Origin of the sequence: Anaerostipes sp. PC18 (assembly GCF_039789045.1) — a bacterium.
Lineage (GTDB): Bacteria > Bacillota > Clostridia > Lachnospirales > Lachnospiraceae > Anaerostipes > Anaerostipes hominis.
Genome location: NZ_CP121164.1, coordinates 419,998 through 437,785 on the forward strand (window position 1 = coordinate 419,998; position 17,788 = coordinate 437,785).

The window sequence follows — 17,788 nt, forward strand, 5'->3', positions numbered from 1 at the left end:
TCTATTTTGATGTAAGGCCATATAATATAGAACAAGCATAAGATTGCAGAAAGGATATATATGAAAAAAGTAGTACAAGTAATGGCTGTAATTGTCTTGATTTTTGGTGCAATGTGTTTTTATGTGTTAGTTACAGATGATACAGGACGAGATCCCAGTTATGACTTAAATGATGGATATCAACTAATAGCCTCTAGTTCAAAATGCTGGCAACTATGCTATTTTGAGAATAACAAATCAGCGATGGATGGTCAAGGAGAGAGCATAGTTGAAGGGAATATTCAAAAATATTTTAGTAATAAAGATTTTATCATTGTTTATGAAAAAGAAAAACAGACATATTATTGTATTGATAAACGAACGAGAAAATGTATATTTAAATGTAAAACTGAAAATAAAATGAAGAATTTTATTAAATCAAAATATCAAAAGGCAAGTGTGAAAATGGAAGAAACATAAAGTGAAGATATCTCCATTGATTCAATAATATTCATCGCTAATTAAATAGCCAAGAAACACGCAAACAGCTTACCGCTATACAGAGTGTGAGTATGACGGGCTTCAGAGAAAGACAACTTATGCGGAACTGAGTCAGTCAGAGAGGCCAACAGCTGACGAGATCAAAAGCCATGCGATTAAATATACTTACGACGCAGAAGGCAAACTTACGAAAGTTACCTATCCAACGAAAAAAGATGGGGTAAGAAGCCTTTCTTATCATTACACCAGCGACGGCTGGCTGTCTTTGATCAAAGCGGATGTGTATAAAGGAAGTGATGTAAAAGAAGCAACTGTGCGGACTTATGCTTATGACAGCTATGGAAAAGTAACAGAGATCAAGGATTACCGAAATCTCTTATCGGATGGTGATAAGACAGTCAAAAAGACCTATACCTATGATTCTTTTGACCGTGTGGCAAAGATGGTCTACACAAATTTGGAACATCCAGAAACAGTTATGGAGTCCTATGCCTACTCCTATGATAAAAATTCCAACATTGTAGAAAAGACGCAGGTAAACAACTATCCTCAAAAGAATGAAGAAAAAGTCAATGAGACGAAACGCTATACCTATGATAAGGTTGGAAACCGTTTAGCCGAAGACAAAGGGGAGTCGAAGACGACCTATGACTATAATGGTCTGGATCAGGTGACAGCTTCTACGACTTGGAAAGATGGCACAGCACAGGAGAACAAGCAGTATGCCTATGACAAGAATGGAAATGAGATCGGACAGACCAATAGTAAAACCGGAGAAATCCTTTACCGCGCTTATGATGCAGAGAACCGGCTGACCGAAGTTTCTGTCAACAAAGATGGTAAAAATGCCATTGTGCAACAGAACCGTTACAATGGAGACGGGCAGAGAATCCAGAGAGTGGAAGGAGATCAGACGACCAACTATTATTATCAGGATGGCGTGGTCTCTTATACGACCGATGGAAAAGGAGAGCAGAAGTCTCAGGATCTTTTGGGAACTGACGGAAATATCATAGGAACCCAGAGGTATACGGGCAATGATGCTGCGTATTATGTGTATAACAAGGATGTTCAGGGAAGTACGACCAATCTTGTGAAAGACGATGGAAAAGCGGATGTGTCTTATCGTTATGAGGACTTTGGGGAGACAACAAGTGTTGGAGAAAACACATCCGGAAACGAGACATGTTATACTGGCGGAAGATATGATGAGACGACGGGGCTTTATTATCTGAATGCACGGTATTATAATCCGGAGGACGGAAGGTTTTTGTCTGAGGATACTTATCGAGGAGAAGTGAATCAGCCGGATACACAGCATTTGTATGTATATTGTAAAGACAATCGGATAAATTATGTAGATCCCAGTGGACATAAGTATTCACCAAGTAAAGCAGCAAACTATGCATACAAATGGGGAATGAAATTTAATCCTCAATATGCTAATCATACTGGACAAGGTGATTGCACGAATTTTGTTTCACAATGTGTACATGCAGGTGGTAAAAGTATGAAGAAACCACTTTTTCTTTTTCATCGTCGTCGTATTTCTAGAACTACAAGCTATTGGTATTCTATAAAGCGCCAAGAGTATCATGGTAACTATGGTCCACCAACCCATTGGAAAGAATCAAGTTCTTGGACAGCGGTTAAAGATTTTTATACTTATTGGAAGAAACATGGAGCAAAAATTATATTTTGTAGTTCTAAAAAATATTACAAAGAAAAGCGAAAAAAGGAGATGTTGTACAGTTAAGAGAACGTAAGAACGGTTGGCATCATTCTATAATTATTTCACGTGGTTCTAAAGGAAAATGGAAATATGCGGGACATTCTAATAAACATAAAGCAAAGTCAATAAATAGTATAAAAAATCAAAATGGATATCGAATTATAAGAATAAGATAAATTATGTTTTCTCAAATTGCAGAAAGTTGCTTAATTTAAACTTAAAGGAGTTAAAATCATATGATTAAAAAGAAATCTTTGATTATCGGAATAATTTTTATTCTAGGAACATGCGTAGTAATATATATACAGGATTTAAAAAAATACCCATATTGTTATGCGGAAAGCAGCGATGGAAAATGGAGATTGTATGGGTACATTGTTTATGAAGGGGGAGATTGGACTGGAGATTTATATTATGAAGGAAATAAAACAGGAGATATCGGAGTCATAGATGTAAAAATAAATTACAATGGTGATGCTCAAAAATACGGAGGTAAAATAAAACCAAGAGTTAATGGAAAAGGCGATTCAATAACAAAAGATCGATTTATTAATGAAAATAAGGAGAAATATTATCTAGTGTGGGAATTTGGAGGTGTCGATATTCCTGAAGTTATTTTAAAAATAAATTGGATGGAAGGAAAAACATCAAAAAGTGCTGTTTTAAAACCAGAGATTCGCTATGGCGGGCCCACAATAAGAAAGATATGGAGTTATTTTAAGTAAAAAGTATTTGAAACAATGGTGAATGATGAAAAAAGAAGTAAGCGGTATTGATATGAAAAGATTAAGATATAAAAGCAATATCTTATTTTCATTAATAATTAGTTTAACTTTTGTAGGGTGTCAGAGGGAAAAAGAACATTTATCAGATATGTTCGATTTAAAAAATGACAAATTAGCGGGAGTCTATGATCCTGAATATTCATCAACGATCGTTCAAAACGAACAGTTTGTTTTTTATGAAACGGAAAATCAGGAAATCGTTAGAATCAACAAAAAGAATCATAAAAGAACAACAATCATAAGTCCAGATGAGAAGTCGGAAGTACAAAGTGAAGGTGGATTGGAATTATCAAAAGACAGTTTATATTACGTTCATAATAATTGTGTTTTTAAAAGTGATCTGAATGGAAAAAACATTTAAAAACTTCTTTCTGCAAAAGATAAAAAAGAGATAGAGTGGATCCATGGAATTAAATTATATAACAATGAAATATACTTGTTAGCCGAAGGTGATGAAGGTAATACTATTTTTCGATTCTTTCCTAAGAACAAGAAAATGGAAAAGATTGCAGAAGATATAAGAAAGCCATGTTTTTCTGGGGACAATTTATATTATATAGAACATGGGGAGGTAGGAATAAATAAGGTTGATTTAAAGACTCGAAAGGGTAAGATTGTACGAGGACAAGCATGGAAAAATAAACTGCAGTATGAGGATAATATAGTTCTATATAAGGGAATTGTAGAGAATCAAGGGAAAGTATATTATATTTGCTGGGGTGAGGATGGTAAGGTGAGATTATACCAATATAGAGATCATAAGAAAGACAAAATACAACATGGTTTTTCCGACAATTCTTATGAGTTTGTTTATAACTCCTCTATGATTGTTGGATATAATACTCATTGGGATAGCTCAGAGGAAAGGCATATACAAATCTATCACTTGGATTCTGAGCAGGAACAAAAGATTAAAATGCCAAATAATGATTGGTATGCTTTGCTTGTAGTAGATGACTTGTTATTTTGTGGTTATCCAGATGATAAAGATGATTTCTATCATATGTTAAAAATAGATAATTAACGGAAAAACACTGGACATCCATAAAGATGTCTATGATTTCAGACATGAATAATATTTTCCTGTGTGACATGGTCACAGAATGATCACTTCATTTCAGATATGATAACACCAGATATGATATTTTAAAAAATGTGAGGTGGAAAATATGAGGAAAAAAACAGTGATCATCGGCGGTGTGGCAGGCGGGGCAACGACAGCGGCCCGACTTCGGAGAAAAGATGAGAGCATGGAAATTGTTCTTCTGGAACGGGGTGAATATATTTCCTATGCCAACTGCGGGCTTCCGTATCATGTAGGGGATGTGATCAAAAACAGGGAGTCTCTGCTTCTTCAGACTCCGGAGGCCATGAAAAAGAAATTTAACGTAGATGTCAGAGTGCGGAATGAAGCTGTGAAAATTAACCCGGAAGATCAGACAGTGACCATAAAAGATTTAAAGGAGGGCAGAGCGTATGAGGAGAGCTACGATTATCTGGTGATCGCCACAGGCTCCTCTCCGGTCGTGCCTCCGATTCCTGGCATTGACGGACCGGATATTTATACTCTTTGGACGGTTCCGGACACAGACAGAATAAAGAAAGTCATAGAGACAAAAAAGCCGAAGACAGCAGCGGTAATCGGCGGCGGTAATCGGCGGCGGATTCATCGGCCTTGAGATGGCGGAGAATCTTAACAGGGCTGGACTTGAGGTGAGCATTGTGGAGATGCAGGACCAGGTCATGGCCCCTCTGGATTTCGAGATGGCCCAGCTTCTTCATGAAAACATAGAAATGAACGGTGTCAGCTTGATACTGGGAGATGGCGTGGCATCTTTTGAATATAAAGACGGGAAAACGTTTATTGCGCTGAACAGCGGGAAGGAATTACAGACAGATATGGTCCTGCTGTCCATAGGAGTGCGTCCAAACAGTGAGCTTGCGAGGAAAGCGGGTTTGAAACTTAACGCCAGGGGCGGTATTTTAACGGATGAGATGCTCCGGACTTCCGAAGAGAATATATATGCGGTAGGCGATGTCATAGAGGTTGAAAACTATGTACTGAAAGAACCTGCAATGATCCCTTTAGCCGGACCGGCCAACAAACAGGGAAGGATCTGTGCGGATAATATTGCAGGAGAACAGAAGAAATATAAGGGAACTCTTGGGACTTCAGTTGTCCAGGTATTTGACCTGACAGCCGCGGCAGCAGGGGTCAATGAAAAAACGCTGATCCGTAAGGGGAAGGTCCGGGGGAAGGACTATGAAACTGTACTGATCAATCAAAAATCCCATGCGGGATATTACCCTGGTGCTGTTCCGGTTACATTAAAGCTGTTGTTTGACCTTGATGGAAACATTCTTGGCGCACAGGCAGTGGGGCAGGAAGGTGTGGATAAACGGATCGACGTGCTCGCAGGCGCCATACGCTCCGGAAATACAATCTATGATCTGGAAGAACTGGAACTCGCCTATGCTCCTCCTTATTCTTCAGCGAAAGATCCGGTAAATATGCTCAGCTTTACGGCAGAGAATGTTTTGGAGAAGATGGTCTCCTTCATGAGCTGCCGGGAACTGGATGACAGGATCGAAACAGAAGGCTGGGAGAAGGACTTAACCATTTTGGATGTAACCGAAGAGATGGAGCGGATGGTATTCCATATTCCGGGCTCTGTTCACATTCCGCTGGGGCAGCTGAGGCAGAGAATGGCTGAACTGCCGAAGGACCGGCTTATCGTAACTTACTGTGCAGTTGGAGTCCGTTCCTACAACGCAGCCAGAATCCTTAAGCAGAATGGTTTTTCAGATGTAAAGGTGCTGGAAGGAGGAACGAGTTTTTATCAGTCTATGCACTACAAAGACGGAGAGCCATCTGCCTGCCGGGAAGAAAAACAGCTGAAAGCAGCAGAGGCAGAGCCAAAAGAAGTAAGGCTTGTTGACTGCTGCGGTCTGCAGTGTCCGGGGCCGATCATGAAGGTTCACGAGACTTTAGAATCCATGGAGGATGGAGAGACGGTCAAAGTGGCGGCCACAGACATGGGATTCCCAAGGGATATTGAATCCTGGTGCCAGAGAACAGGAAATACGTTAGTAAAGAAGGAGCGGGACGGAAAACAAAATGTAGTCTTTATAAAAAAAGGAAAAGAAGGGCAGGAACTGTGTGCGGCAGCCGCTGACACAAACGGCGGGCAGGGCAAAACGATGGTCGTGTTCAGCGGAGATATGGATAAGGCCCTCGCTTCCTTTATTATCGCCAACGGTGCCGCAGCCATGGGCAGGCCGGTCACAATGTTTTTTACCTTCTGGGGGCTGAACATTGTGAGGAAATCAGAAAAACAGCGGGTAAAAAAATCAGTTGTGGAAAAGATGTTCGGAGTCATGATGCCGAGAGGAAGCAGGAAGCTCAAACTATCAAAAATGAACATGGGCGGTATGGGAACAAAGATGATGAAGAGGGTCATGAGAGAGAAAAATGTGGAAACTCTTGAAAATCTCATGAAACAGGCCATTGAAAACGGTGTGAAGCTGGTGGCCTGTACCATGTCCATGGATGTGATGGGTATCAGGAAAGAAGAGATCATCGACGGTGTGGAATTCGCAGGTGTAGCCTCCTATTTGGGAGATGCGGAGAATTCTGATGTAAACCTTTTTATCTAAGCAGCAAAATGCAGCAAAACGGTATCTGTCCGTTTGCTGCATTTTATTTCAGCTGATCAGCTGTTTTATGCCCTTTTTATCAAGGATTGTGACTCCGCCTCTGGACAGTTTTACCAAACCTTCCGATGAAAAGTATTTCAGCATACGGCTTACAACCTCCCTGGCGCTTCCGGTGTATTTGGCAATCTGTTCGTGAGTCATATGGATGTCGTCAGAACCCGTTTTTCCGCTCTCATCCAGGAGAAAGATCGCAAGCCTCTGATCGAAACTCATGAACAAAATCTGCTGCATGGTCCACATCACATCGGAAAAACGCTCGGTGGCCTGCTTATAGGTAAATGCTTCCGCATAGATATTCCGGTCAACGATTTCCGAATATGCTCCTGCGCTGATCTGTATGATTTCACTTTCTGTTACCGCCTCCATTTGTACTTCAAAAGTGATGGCAGACAGTACGCAGGAAGCAGAAAGGACACAGACATCTCCCTGTTCCAGACGGTACAGAGTGATCTCTTTTCCTTCTTCTGAGAGCATGAAAGTCCGCACACTTCCGCTTTTGATGATCAGCACGCCGGTACACTCACAGTTCTGGCACCGGATGATCCCTCCTTTTTCGTAGCGGACAAGCTGAGACCACTGGGAGAGAGTCTTCTTTTCTGTTTCTTTCAGGTGCTCCCAAAAAGGAAGGGACGACTTTAAGATAGGGATGATTTCATCTGCATGCTCCATTCTATACCTCCAATTAATACTTTTCATATATTTTAGCTGTCCCAAAGAGAAATAACAAGAGCTGTTTGCATGGAAATCGGTCCCTTAGATTCGTTTCAGCAAATTATGACACAAGATCCTTGTATAATTAGAAGCTGAAGGAGGGTCCAGGATGCCGATTATAAAGAAAAAAGAACCAGTAGAAGAGATATTTTTCAATGAGCTGGAAGATATCATATCATATAATATGAAACAGATGGAGCACTGCCTCACTACGATCGGAAAGCGGATGTGTGCAGAGCAGGATGAAGACTTGGAAAAAAAGACCGGAAGAACAATCATAGAGAGTACGATTTTAAAAGAATGTATGCTGTGCCGGGAAAAAGATAAGTGCCGGCTGACGCTGGATGACAGGGACAAGCTGGGGGAACTTCTGGAGAAGCAGGGAGGCCTCAGTGTGCAGAATATCCGCTCTGTCTGCAAATGCCAGCGAGAGAAGGAGTGGGTGGAAGAGATCAATACGATCTATGAAAGGGAGCTTTTTTTGTATGCCTGTGAACAGCGGTTTATCGAAATGCGCAGGATGATCGGGGAACAGTACATAGAGGCCGGAAGGATGTTCAGAAGCTTCTCGGCCCAGAAATATCAGCTGTTCGGAGTCCGCCCGATGCAGGAAGTTATTGAGAAAGGGCTGAAAGCCCATCATCTGAGAGTGAAAAAGGTTTATATATATGAAGATGACATGAGGGGAAAGCAGATTTACCTGTTTTTAAAAGCCCAGAAGGGCAGGGAGGTAACGACCAAAGAAGTAGCCCGGTGGCTGTCGGTCATTCTCCAGGAAAAACTTCAGCCGCTGCCCAACGGTAAGCAGGCCATCGGGGAGAACTATGAAATGATGGGGGTGCAGGCGGCTACAAAATTTCATGTGCTGACAGGGGTGATTTCCAGGGCAGAGAAAGAAGATATGAAAAATGGGGATAATTTTTCTATGGGGACTGTGGGAAATCACAGGTTTGTCTCTATGATCTCCGACGGCATGGGCACAGGAACCGCTGCAAACAGGGACAGTAAAGCGGTTATCGAGACACTGGAGGAACTTCTGGAGGTAGGCTTGGATGAGAAAAGAGCCGTCCAGCTTCTGCAGTCTATTTTTGTATTCTGGCCGGAGAAGGAGCGCTATTCGACCCTTGATTATCTGCAGATTGACCTGCACGCGGGGATCGGAAGCTTTCTGAAGCTGGGTGCCTGCCCATGTTTCCTGAAGCGGAAGGGACAGGTGGAAATGGTACAGCTTCCCAGTCTGCCGGTAGGTGTTTTAAAGGAAAAGTCACTGCCTATACACCGGAAGAAGCTGGAGGCGGAAGATTTCATTTTACAGGTCAGCGACGGGATCATCGACTCCATGGGCGAAAAAGGAGTGGAACTGCTGATGGAGTATATGAAGCAGATCCACACGACACGTCCGCAGGGATTTGTGGATGAACTGATGGAGAAGATCGAAAAGACCGAGGGATACGAAAAAAAGGATGACATGACGATGATTGGTCTCGGGATTTGGGATAAGTATTGAATCCTTGGATTGGGAATGATAAAGTATTGATATGGATAAAGTACTAAGGTTTATAAAAAAACATCATATGATCAGCCAGGGAGATTTCATCGCTGTGGGAGTCTCCGGAGGAGCAGACTCTGTGTGCCTGCTCCTGCTTTTATGTGAGCTTAAGCAGGAGTATGGACTTGAATTGCACGCTGTCCACATCAATCATGGTATCCGCAGGGAAGCTTTCAAAGACCAGGAATTTGTGGAAAACTTATGCCGGAGACTGAAGGTGCCGTGGATAACTTTTTCGGAAGATGTGCAAGGCATGGCTGAAAAAGAATCCATGTCTCTGGAAGAGGCAGGACGGATAATCCGCTACCGATGCTTTCAAAAAGTTCTGGATATGCACGGAGGCGGAAAAATTGCAGTGGCTCATCACCAGAATGACCAGGCGGAGACAATTCTTTACCGGATGTCCAGGGGGACCGGAATACAGGGTCTGAAAGGGATGGAAGCCGTCCGGGGAGATGTGATCCGGCCGCTTTTGTGCCTTAAGAAAACGGAAATCCTTAAGTATTTAAAAGAAAAGGGCCAAAGCTGGATGGAGGACGCCAGTAATGAAGATAATACGTTTGCCAGGAATAAGATCCGCAATCAGGTCATTCCGGTGCTCACAGAAGTCAATTCAAGGGCTGTGGAACATATATTTTCACTGTCCGAAGAAATAGAAGAGTGGAGCCGTTATTTGGAACAGCAGTTGTCTGAGGCGTGGAAAGCCTGTGTAAAGCAGGATGAAAAGGGATGTCTCATCGATACAGGCCGGTTTCTGAAGGAATCGGAGCCGATCAGGAGACTTTTGGCAAAACAGGCCATAGAACAGACCGCAGGCAGAAAAAAGGATATTGAGAAGATCCATATCCAGAGTTTCTGTGATCTGGCTTTCAGGGAAACCGGGAAATCCATTGATCTTCCATATGGACTTACTGGAAAGAAAACATACGGAGGACTCTTGGTGGAGGCTAAGCAGACAACAGCAGAAAAAGCGGCTGTGGGACAGCTGGTCCTGACGGAGACAAACCGGTTTGAAAAAATGGATGAAAAAGATTTTACCAAAATCATTGATTATGATAAAATAGACAAAGACATCCAACTGAGGTACAGAAAGCCGGGAGACTTTTTTGTATTTTCAAAAGATGGAAAGAGCAAGTCTTTGAGCCGGTATTTTATTGACCAGAAAATTCCGAGAGAAGAGCGGGACCGGATACCGCTTGCGGCAGACGGAAGCCGGATCATATGGATCATCGGTCGCCGCCTGAGCGAGTTTTATAAGGTTTCTGAAAAAACGAAAAGATATTTAAGATTGGAATACAATTAGGAGGAAAACATTAAATATGGAACAAGCAGAGATTAGAGAGTTGATCTCAGAAGAAGCTGTGGATAAGAGAATCAAGGAGATGGGGGACCAGATCAGCAAAGATTATGCGGGAAAGGAAGTACATTTGATCGCGATCTTAAAAGGCGGTGTCTTTTTTGCGTGTGAGCTGGCCAAGAGGATCACAGTCCCGGTAACGATTGATTTTATGTCCGTGTCCAGCTACGGGGATTCCAGAGAGTCTTCCGGTATCGTAAAGATTGCCAAGGATCTGGATGAACCGATCGAGGATAAAGAAGTTCTGATCGTGGAAGATATTATTGATTCCGGGAAAACACTGAACCACTTAAAGCCAATGCTTTTGAGCAGGAAGCCCAGGAGCCTCCGTATCTGTACGCTTTTGAATAAACCGGAGCGCCGGGAGGTGGATGTGGAAGTGGCATACACAGGTTTTGACGTGCCGGATGAGTTTGTCGTGGGCTACGGCCTGGATTTTGCACAAAATTACAGGAATCTTCCATATATCGGAGTCGCAGAAGAATAGCAGAGAGGAGACAGTAAGTTGAACCCAAGAAGAGGAAACAGCAATTTTTTGTTCCTTGCAGTCATTTTATGTCTGGGGATTATTTATTTTTCCAGAATGATGAACAGCACCGAGGACAATTATAATTACGCACAATTCCGTCAGGACGCAAAAGCGGGGCAGGTTGTGGGGATCACCATGAAGCAGAATAAAGAGGTCCCAACCGGCACTATGACGGTAGAATTAAAGAATGAAGTGTATAAAAACTGTAATATCACCGACGTTGACGCGGCGGTAAAAGAGATCGAGGATAAATACCCGAATCTCTATAAAAAAATGGTAGTGAAGCCGATCGACCGGAGCGGAGACTGGATCACGACCCTGCTTCCGAACCTTTTGATGGTGGGAATTCTTGTATTTTTCCTGATCATGATGATGAAGCAGAATGGCGGCGGCGGAAAAATGATGGATTTCGGAAAGAGCCGTGCCAAGATGGCAAATCCGGACGGCCCGAAAGTTACATTTGACGATGTGGCGGGTCTTACCGAGGAAAAAGAGGAACTGGAAGAAGTGGTGGATTTCTTAAAAGATCCGAAGAAGTTTATCGGTATCGGGGCAAGAATCCCAAAGGGAGTCCTCTTAGTAGGACCTCCGGGAACAGGTAAGACACTCATAGCAAAAGCCGTGGCCGGAGAGGCAAATGTCCCGTTTTTCAGCATTTCAGGTTCTGATTTCGTTGAGATGTTTGTCGGCGTCGGGGCTGCCAGGGTCAGAGACCTGTTTGCAGAGGCTAAGAAGAACGCACCTTGTATCATTTTTATCGACGAGATCGATGCGGTGGCCAGACGGAGAGGTTCCGGCCTGGGCGGCGGACATGACGAGAGAGAACAGACCTTGAACCAGATGCTTGTGGAGATGGACGGTTTCGGCGTCAATGAAGGCATTATTGTCATCGCAGCTACGAACCGTGTGGATATCCTCGACCCGGCGATTCTCCGACCGGGCAGGTTTGACCGGAAGGTCGGCGTGGGAAGGCCGGATGTCAAGGGAAGAGAGGACATTTTAAAGATCCATGCCAAGAAGAAACCTCTGGGCGATGATGTGGATCTCCACGAGATCGCCAGGACGACGGCGGGATTCGTGGGCGCAGATCTGGAAAACCTGATGAACGAAGCGGCCATTCAGGCGGCTAAAAATAACCGCGGATACATTGTAAAAGAAGATATCGACAAATCCTTTATCAAAGTGGGAATCGGCACAGAGAAAAAGAGCCGTGTTGTCCCTGAGAGCGAGAGGAGGATTACGGCTTACCACGAGGCAGGCCATGCGATCCTGTTTCACGTGCTCCCGGATATGGGACCGGTCTATACGGTTTCCATCATACCGACCGGCGTTGGGGCGGCGGGATATACGATGCCGCTCCCTGAAAACGACAATATCTTTAATACAAAAAATAAAATGCTGCATAATATCATGGTAAGTCTCGGAGGAAGGATCGCAGAAGAGCTGATCTTTGAAGATATCACGACCGGTGCCTCCCAGGATATCAAGCAGGTTACCCAGCTTGCCAGATCTATGGTCACTGAGTACGGCATGTCAGACCGGCTCGGTCTGATCAATTACGACAGCGGTGAAGGGGATGAAGTCTTCCTCGGAAAAGAAATCGGCCAGCCCCGTCCGTACGGAGAGCGGGTGGCAACCATTATCGATGAGGAAGTGAAAGACATCGTGGATGACTGTTATAAGAAAGCCAGGGCGATCATTGAAGAGCATATGGAAGTACTCCACAGCTGTGCAAAACTGTTATTGGAAAAAGAACGAATCAATCAGAGTGAATTTGAAACCTTGTTCGAGGGGACAGAAGCGTAAAAAAACTGCCGCACTAAAAAGGTGTGGCAGTTTTTTTGCACGAATATGGATAAATTCTGCTGGATAGGAATTTAAAGATTGTTGGAGATGTCTACTTTTCTCCGTGCTTCTTTCCGTTTTTCCATGGCATCCACACAGATAGTGCAGGCTGCATCCCCGGTGATATTGACTGTGGTTCTTGCCATATCAAGGATACGGTCGACTCCTGCTACGAGGGCGATTCCCTCTAAAGGAAGCCCGACACTCTGGAGCACCATGGCAAGCATGATAACGCCGGACCCCGGAACTCCTGCGGTGCCTATGGAAGCCAGGGTCGTAGTCAGAATGACCATCAGCTGCTGGGTTAAAGTCAGATGCACTCCAAAAATCTGAGCGATGAAAATAGCGCTGACCCCCTGGTAAATAGCGGTTCCGTCCATGTTGATCGTAGCACCCAGAGGCAGGACGAAGCTTGCGATCTCTTTTCTGGCACCAAGCTTTTCTGTACATTCATAGTTAAACGGCAGAGTTCCCACACTGCTGGCACTGGAAAATGCAAAGAGCATGGCCGGGCTTTGTTCCTTGAAGAATCTGAGTGGGCTGATGCCGCTGAATCCTTTGACCGCGCTTGAATAAACTACAACCATATGCACGATGCTGGCAAGATAGGCTACCCCGATCAATTTCAGAAGAGGAAGCAGTACGGACGGACCATTTGTGGCCACGACCGGAGTGATCAGTGCGAACACGCCAATCGGCGAAAGATTGATGATGAGGCCCATGATGTTGATGCAGACTTCTGAGAGACTCTCCACAAGGTCTGCCGCAGGTTTTCCTTTGTCACCGGCAATGATGATGCCGAATCCGAAAAACAGTGCGATGACAATAACCTGGAGCATTGTGGCACTGACTAAAGGCTCGACTGCATTTGACGGAAAGATATTTACAAGTGTTTCTATAAGGGAAGGGGCCTTGGTGGCACCTTCATATGCCTCCAGAGAAGAACTGTTCATCACGTAGCCGCCTCCCACGTTAAGTACATTTGCGAACAGCAGACCGAATGTAACCGCAAACGCCGTGGTAACGATGTAAAAGCAGATGGTCTTTCCTCCGATGGAACCTACCTTTTTAATGTCCTGGAGAGAGACGACTCCCTGAATGATGGAGAACAGGACTACAGGGACGACGATCATTTTGATCAGGTTCAGGAAAATAGTTCCGAAAGGCTGAATGTAATTCTCAGCGATCTTCGGATGACTCTGAAGCAGAAGACCGGACAGGATACCTAAGAATAGAGCCGTCAGGATCATCACGGTCAAGGATAATTTCTTTTTTTGTTTTTTTGTATTCATACTTTCTTTTCTCCTAAATTTGTAGTATAGCCACGAAATATTTTAAAGGAAAAAGGCGGAAAAAACAATGGGATTCATCGGAATTCTCAAAAAGTACTTGCATTTTCATATTTCATACAGTATAATTCTAAATTGTCAGGAACGCGGTGGGATTCCCGAGTGGCCAAAGGGGCAGACTGTAAATCTGTTGGCAACGCCTTCGAAGGTTCGAATCCTTCTCCCACCATCAGCCGTTGTGGCGGAACTGGCAGACGCACAGGACTTAAAATCCTGCGGGACTTATACTCCCGTACCGGTTCGATTCCGGTCAACGGCATTAAGTAAAAGTAGGAGAAAGGTTGAATTTACAGCACCTCACTATATAACATAAAGAATTATTAATTATACTTTGTGCACGGGGGATATGCATGAAGTATGGACATTTGGAATTAAGGACAGAAGAACTGTTGCAAGAAAAGGGTATGCAGAGATATGGAAGTCTCTCATGCCTTTTTTCTTGTGCATTTTTAAAAATAGAGTTATATTGTGAATAATGAAAGTTAAATAAATTTGAAGTCTGATAAGACACAAATATGAATTTACGGAGGTGATGTAATTGGATATTATAGCGAAGCTGACATCGAAAGACGATAAGTACGCTTGTGCGATTGCAGATAAAATCATATCAGAAAGTAAGGAGACAGACGAGTGGTATGAATATTTTGATGATTTTGCCTCCCTGCTCAATCATCCGAAATCGTTGGTAAGAAATAGAGTGCTGTATATTCTTGCGGCAAATGTCCAATGGGATGATGAAAAGCGCTTTGATTTGATTATTTCTGACTTCCTATCTCATATTACAGACGAAAAGCCAATTACAGCAAGACAATGTATCAAGGCACTTAGGCAAATAGGGCAGACAGAACGCCAATATATCCCGATGATACTATCAGCTTTACGCAGTGCTGATTTATCCAAGTATAAAGACAGTATGCGTCCGCTAATTGAAAGGGATATTGCGGAAACAGAGAAGATACTTGCAGATTAGAATTTGACGGTGGGAATGATGAATAGATAACGATGTAAAAGCATTTTGACAAAGCAAATTATAAATGAAAAAGTGATTTGATAGACGAAATATATATTTCTGTTTATGATATAGGTAGAAAAAGGAGGGTGGTTATGGATATAGGGACAAAAATAAAAAATGCGCGAATAAGTGCAAATCTTACACAAGAACAAGTTGCGGAAGCACTCGATGTAAGTAGACAAACAATTTCTAACTGGGAAAATGAAAAAACATACCCTGATATTGTGAGTGTCGTTAAAATGAGCAATTTATATAACATTAGTCTTGACCATCTATTAAAGGAGGAAAAGCCTATGTCAAATTATTTGAATTATCTTGACGAAAGCACCAATACAGTAAAAAGCAAAAATAAACTGTCTATGCTTATTTTATTTGTAACCTACCTCGGAATTTGGGCTGTTTCGCTTATAGTGTTCTGGTTTTTTATCAACAGTTCGGATGCAATGGGATATAGTATTATGTATCTATGGGTACTTCTTCCGGTAACAACATTTGTGATTTCTTTACTAATCGGAAAAAATAATTATATGGGAAAGTGGAAGTGGGGTTCCTCGATTGCATTTGGTATTATGTATATGCTAGCAGAGTATGCAACTTTTAGTGCTGCGAATATGATTACTTTTGATAAAATCAATGTACCGCAATTTGCAATGATATTGATAGGAGCAATTATTTCTCAAGTTGGATTAGTAGTAGGCGCTCTTATGAGATATACAGAGTTCAAGAATACAAAATAATACAAAAATGCCACTTTGTTCAGGAAGACCTTGTCACGCAGGACTGGTTTCCATTTCTTCGGTTTCCTCGTCTTTTTCTTTTATATGACGGTTCAGTTTTTTCATCTCCGGAACGACAAAGAGGGCCACGATTACGGCAGATGACATATCTGCGATGGGTCCCGCAAAGAGGATTCCGTTGAGCCCCAAAAAGAGCGGAAGAATCAGGATCAGGGGAACCAGGAGCAGGAGCTGGCGAAGCATTGAGAGGACAGACGCCTTTAGAGGCTGCCCCGTACCCTTCAAATATCCGGGGATTGGGAAAATACTTCCATCCAGTGACGCACTGGTTCATAATCTTGTTGATTTCCCGAATTTCCCATTGTTTCGGCTCGTCAAAGTCCTGGTTTAATGCTTCCCGGAAAAGCTGCTTGGAACATACAGCGCTGCCAGTGTAGCGGTCAAGATATGCCTGTATCATCCCGGCCTTAGTGTCCTCCGGCATAAAATTCCGCTGGTGTTCTTTCAGATAGCGTACCATTTCGGGGCTGAAAGACAGCTTAAAATCGCCGCTTTTGTATATTGTCATGGCTTCCGTCCATACCTGTTCGATGTAGGCTCTGGAAACGCCGGTTGCCGGTACGGTCAAGGGGAAGGAGGTCCAGGGCGTTGGAAGTCCCTCCAAACACGCATTGCCGCAGCCTGTCCTCCGGGTGGGTTTCGTATGGTATTTTATAGACCTCCTTCTGGCGGCTTAAAAATGACTTGATTTCCTCAATGCTCTTGGCGTTGGCAGTGGCAATCATCTCCGACATTTCAATAATCCAGTGGCCTTGTAGCTTGCGGTATACGTTTTCATCGTCCAGCTTCCGCAAATCATCGGAAAACCACTCGTCCTTTACCGCCGGCAGACGGAAAAAAGGCAGACTTCCCAGCTCCCTGACCGCCTACCAGACAAAGCATGACCTCAAATTTACAGCCGGGGCAGAACGCCCGCCGGATGGCTCCCAGAAGGAACAGTCGCAGGGCCTGGTAGGTGTACTTGTCTGTGTCGGCTCCCAGAAAGTGCCGCAAGGTCGGTGTGGGTCATGGCCTTTCCGCCGGTTCTGCGTTTCCTGCCGACAGGCTTTAGAAGGTCAATGCGCTCGGTCAACAGGTTCTTTGCAACCGCCCCGGAAAGGACGGGGTCATACTGGAACACGGAATTCTGAATACTGTTCCTTACGCCGCCCTTCTCGGTGCCCTCCAGCATGGCTCTGACTTCAGGGGCGCTCCGGGGCAGCGGGGCGGCTTCGATAGCGTCCATCACGGTCTGCCGCATTTCTGACGGCAAGGTCTGCCATTCTTCGCTCAAGGCTTCTCACTTCCTTTCCATAGCTGGCAATCAGGGCGGCTCGTTCCCCTATATCAGAGAACAGCAGCACATCCAGCAGATATTCCACATGGCTCATGCGCTGCAAGGCTGCCACAAGAAGCGGGTGGAAGTCCTCGTCCGGCGTTTTGGGGGCATAGTCCTGTTTCCAGCGGCGCAAAAGATTGTGGTAGCCGGACAGTACCCGGAAGCAGTAACGCTCCATGCGCTTAAATTGCTGCTCCGGGCTTTCCTGCCGGGGTTCCCGCCTGGGGCGGCTCCCTGTCCGCATAGGAGATAGAGAAGTCTATCCATCTCCTTGTTTTCAGCTGGCTTCATTATACAATGTCCGTTCATAAAACGGCGGCACTCCGGCTCTGGCGCTTGGAAATATTTATCTGCTGTGCCTAACGGGTAGTGCTTTTCATCTGTGAGGTATTCAAGGGATATTTCTCTTTTGTATTTCCTGTTCCTTGTCCTTGCCGCATTGATTGTTGCGTTGCGTATGACAACTTTACAAAAGGCATGGAATGTGTATTCGATATGCTCTTTATATTCTTCTGTACAGGTCATAGAAATTCCCCCTTTCCTCCATAAAGGGTGCTACATAGTTGATGAGTTATTTAATGCAAAGTACAATAAATCTTTGTCATTT

The 17,788-nt window shown here is 43.9% G+C and carries 14 protein-coding genes, 2 tRNA genes and 4 pseudogenes; 14 read left to right on the top strand and 6 right to left on the bottom strand.

The genetic code is table 11. From position 1 onward, the window contains the following. The first annotated feature begins 60 nt into the window (after window positions 1-60). The 6 genes and pseudogenes from P8F77_RS02230 (at window position 61) to P8F77_RS02255 (ending at window position 6,654) form a co-directional block, all read left to right on the top strand. Window positions 61-459 carry a hypothetical protein gene (locus P8F77_RS02230; protein ID WP_024728690.1) on the top strand — a complete coding sequence of 133 codons (399 nt, stop codon included), beginning with the start codon at window positions 61-63 and terminating at the stop codon, window positions 457-459. A 301-nt stretch (window positions 460-760) separates the two neighbouring features. Continuing rightward, window positions 761-2,236, top strand: a complete 1,476-nt coding sequence (locus tag P8F77_RS02235) for an RHS repeat-associated core domain-containing protein (protein WP_347256264.1) — start codon at window positions 761-763, stop codon at window positions 2,234-2,236. Window positions 2,237-2,448: 212 nt separating this feature from the next. Next, the gene (locus P8F77_RS02240) at window positions 2,449-2,937 is read left to right on the top strand and encodes a hypothetical protein (RefSeq protein ID WP_287520147.1); all 489 of its coding nucleotides are present in this window, start codon (window positions 2,449-2,451) and stop codon (window positions 2,935-2,937) included. Between the two features lie 22 nt (window positions 2,938-2,959). Continuing rightward, window positions 2,960-3,358 (top strand): hypothetical protein, encoded by a 399-nt coding sequence (locus tag P8F77_RS02245; protein WP_287520150.1) that lies wholly within the window; start codon window positions 2,960-2,962, stop codon window positions 3,356-3,358. Between the two features lie 135 nt (window positions 3,359-3,493). Then, window positions 3,494-4,021: a hypothetical protein gene (locus P8F77_RS02250; protein WP_148460289.1), complete on the top strand. Its 528-nt coding sequence runs from the start codon at window positions 3,494-3,496 to the stop codon at window positions 4,019-4,021. A gap of 145 nt (window positions 4,022-4,166) precedes the next feature. Next, window positions 4,167-6,654: pseudogene (locus tag P8F77_RS02255) on the top strand (DsrE/DsrF/DrsH-like family protein). A 48-nt stretch (window positions 6,655-6,702) separates the two neighbouring features. On the opposite strand, the gene P8F77_RS02260 reads toward P8F77_RS02255, so the two are convergent. Further along, entirely contained in the window at window positions 6,703-7,383 is a 681-nt protein-coding gene (locus P8F77_RS02260; protein ID WP_024728681.1) for a Crp/Fnr family transcriptional regulator, read from the bottom strand. Window positions 7,384-7,534: 151 nt separating this feature from the next. On the opposite strand from P8F77_RS02260, the gene P8F77_RS02265 reads away from it, so the two are divergent. From P8F77_RS02265 to ftsH, 4 genes are all read left to right on the top strand, one after another. Beyond that, on the top strand, window positions 7,535-8,932 hold the full coding sequence (locus P8F77_RS02265) for a SpoIIE family protein phosphatase (RefSeq protein WP_024728680.1): 1,398 nt from the start codon (window positions 7,535-7,537) through the stop codon (window positions 8,930-8,932). 31 nt (window positions 8,933-8,963) lie between these two features. Further along, on the top strand, window positions 8,964-10,277 hold the full coding sequence (gene tilS / locus P8F77_RS02270; RefSeq protein ID WP_034550212.1) for a tRNA lysidine(34) synthetase TilS: 1,314 nt from the start codon (window positions 8,964-8,966) through the stop codon (window positions 10,275-10,277). Window positions 10,278-10,293: 16 nt separating this feature from the next. Further along, the gene (gene hpt, locus P8F77_RS02275; protein ID WP_024728679.1) at window positions 10,294-10,818 is read left to right on the top strand and encodes a hypoxanthine phosphoribosyltransferase; all 525 of its coding nucleotides are present in this window, start codon (window positions 10,294-10,296) and stop codon (window positions 10,816-10,818) included. 96 nt (window positions 10,819-10,914) lie between these two features. Further along, window positions 10,915-12,666: an ATP-dependent zinc metalloprotease FtsH gene (ftsH, locus tag P8F77_RS02280; RefSeq protein WP_081723897.1), complete on the top strand. Its 1,752-nt coding sequence runs from the start codon at window positions 10,915-10,917 to the stop codon at window positions 12,664-12,666. Window positions 12,667-12,737: 71 nt separating this feature from the next. On the opposite strand, the gene P8F77_RS02285 is transcribed toward ftsH, so the two are convergent. Then, the gene (locus tag P8F77_RS02285; RefSeq protein ID WP_024728677.1) at window positions 12,738-13,997 is read right to left on the bottom strand and encodes a dicarboxylate/amino acid:cation symporter; all 1,260 of its coding nucleotides are present in this window, start codon (window positions 13,995-13,997) and stop codon (window positions 12,738-12,740) included. Between the two features lie 145 nt (window positions 13,998-14,142). Between P8F77_RS02285 and P8F77_RS02290 the strand changes: the two genes are divergently transcribed. The 4 genes from P8F77_RS02290 to P8F77_RS02305 all read left to right on the top strand — a co-directional run bounded on the left by P8F77_RS02290 (window position 14,143) and on the right by P8F77_RS02305 (window position 15,803). Beyond that, window positions 14,143-14,223: transfer RNA gene (locus tag P8F77_RS02290), tRNA-Tyr, on the top strand. 3 nt (window positions 14,224-14,226) lie between these two features. Continuing rightward, a tRNA-Leu gene (locus P8F77_RS02295) sits at window positions 14,227-14,313 on the top strand. A 279-nt stretch (window positions 14,314-14,592) separates the two neighbouring features. After that, window positions 14,593-15,024 (top strand): hypothetical protein, encoded by a 432-nt coding sequence (locus tag P8F77_RS02300; protein WP_034550208.1) that lies wholly within the window; start codon window positions 14,593-14,595, stop codon window positions 15,022-15,024. A 134-nt stretch (window positions 15,025-15,158) separates the two neighbouring features. After that, the gene (locus tag P8F77_RS02305; RefSeq protein WP_024728676.1) at window positions 15,159-15,803 is read left to right on the top strand and encodes a helix-turn-helix transcriptional regulator; all 645 of its coding nucleotides are present in this window, start codon (window positions 15,159-15,161) and stop codon (window positions 15,801-15,803) included. A gap of 33 nt (window positions 15,804-15,836) precedes the next feature. On the opposite strand, the gene P8F77_RS02310 is transcribed toward P8F77_RS02305, so the two are convergent. From P8F77_RS02310 to P8F77_RS02325, 4 genes and pseudogenes are all read right to left on the bottom strand, one after another. Then, complete coding sequence (locus P8F77_RS02310; RefSeq protein WP_347256450.1) at window positions 15,837-16,088, bottom strand: hypothetical protein; 252 nt, start codon at window positions 16,086-16,088, stop codon at window positions 15,837-15,839. Continuing rightward, window positions 16,075-17,034, bottom strand: a pseudogene (locus tag P8F77_RS02315) (VapE domain-containing protein); the annotation flags it as partial. The gene P8F77_RS02310 and the pseudogene P8F77_RS02315, both read right to left, overlap by 14 nt. A gap of 10 nt (window positions 17,035-17,044) precedes the next feature. Then, window positions 17,045-17,392: pseudogene (locus P8F77_RS02320) on the bottom strand (DNA primase); the annotation flags it as partial. Window positions 17,393-17,502: 110 nt separating this feature from the next. Continuing rightward, window positions 17,503-17,706: pseudogene (locus tag P8F77_RS02325) on the bottom strand (sigma-70 family RNA polymerase sigma factor); the annotation flags it as partial. Window positions 17,707-17,788 lie beyond the last annotated feature (82 nt).

Bases quoted from the DNA above. Each gene is read 5' to 3' on its own strand.
- hpt (WP_024728679.1), top strand. From the start codon at position 10,294: ATGGAACAAGCAGAGATTAGAGAGTTGATCTCAGAAGAAGCTGTGGAT.
- P8F77_RS02285 (WP_024728677.1), bottom strand. From the start codon at position 13,997: ATGAATACAAAAAAACAAAAAAAGAAATTATCCTTGACCGTGATGATC.
- P8F77_RS02230 (WP_024728690.1), top strand. From the start codon at position 61: ATGAAAAAAGTAGTACAAGTAATGGCTGTAATTGTCTTGATTTTTGGT.
- P8F77_RS02250 (WP_148460289.1), top strand. From the start codon at position 3,494: ATGGAAAAGATTGCAGAAGATATAAGAAAGCCATGTTTTTCTGGGGAC.
- tilS (WP_034550212.1), top strand. From the start codon at position 8,964: ATGGATAAAGTACTAAGGTTTATAAAAAAACATCATATGATCAGCCAG.
- P8F77_RS02260 (WP_024728681.1), bottom strand. From the start codon at position 7,383: ATGGAGCATGCAGATGAAATCATCCCTATCTTAAAGTCGTCCCTTCCT.
- P8F77_RS02245 (WP_287520150.1), top strand. From the start codon at position 2,960: ATGATGAAAAAAGAAGTAAGCGGTATTGATATGAAAAGATTAAGATAT.
- P8F77_RS02265 (WP_024728680.1), top strand. From the start codon at position 7,535: ATGCCGATTATAAAGAAAAAAGAACCAGTAGAAGAGATATTTTTCAAT.
- P8F77_RS02240 (WP_287520147.1), top strand. From the start codon at position 2,449: ATGATTAAAAAGAAATCTTTGATTATCGGAATAATTTTTATTCTAGGA.
- P8F77_RS02305 (WP_024728676.1), top strand. From the start codon at position 15,159: ATGGATATAGGGACAAAAATAAAAAATGCGCGAATAAGTGCAAATCTT.
- ftsH (WP_081723897.1), top strand. From the start codon at position 10,915: ATGATGAACAGCACCGAGGACAATTATAATTACGCACAATTCCGTCAG.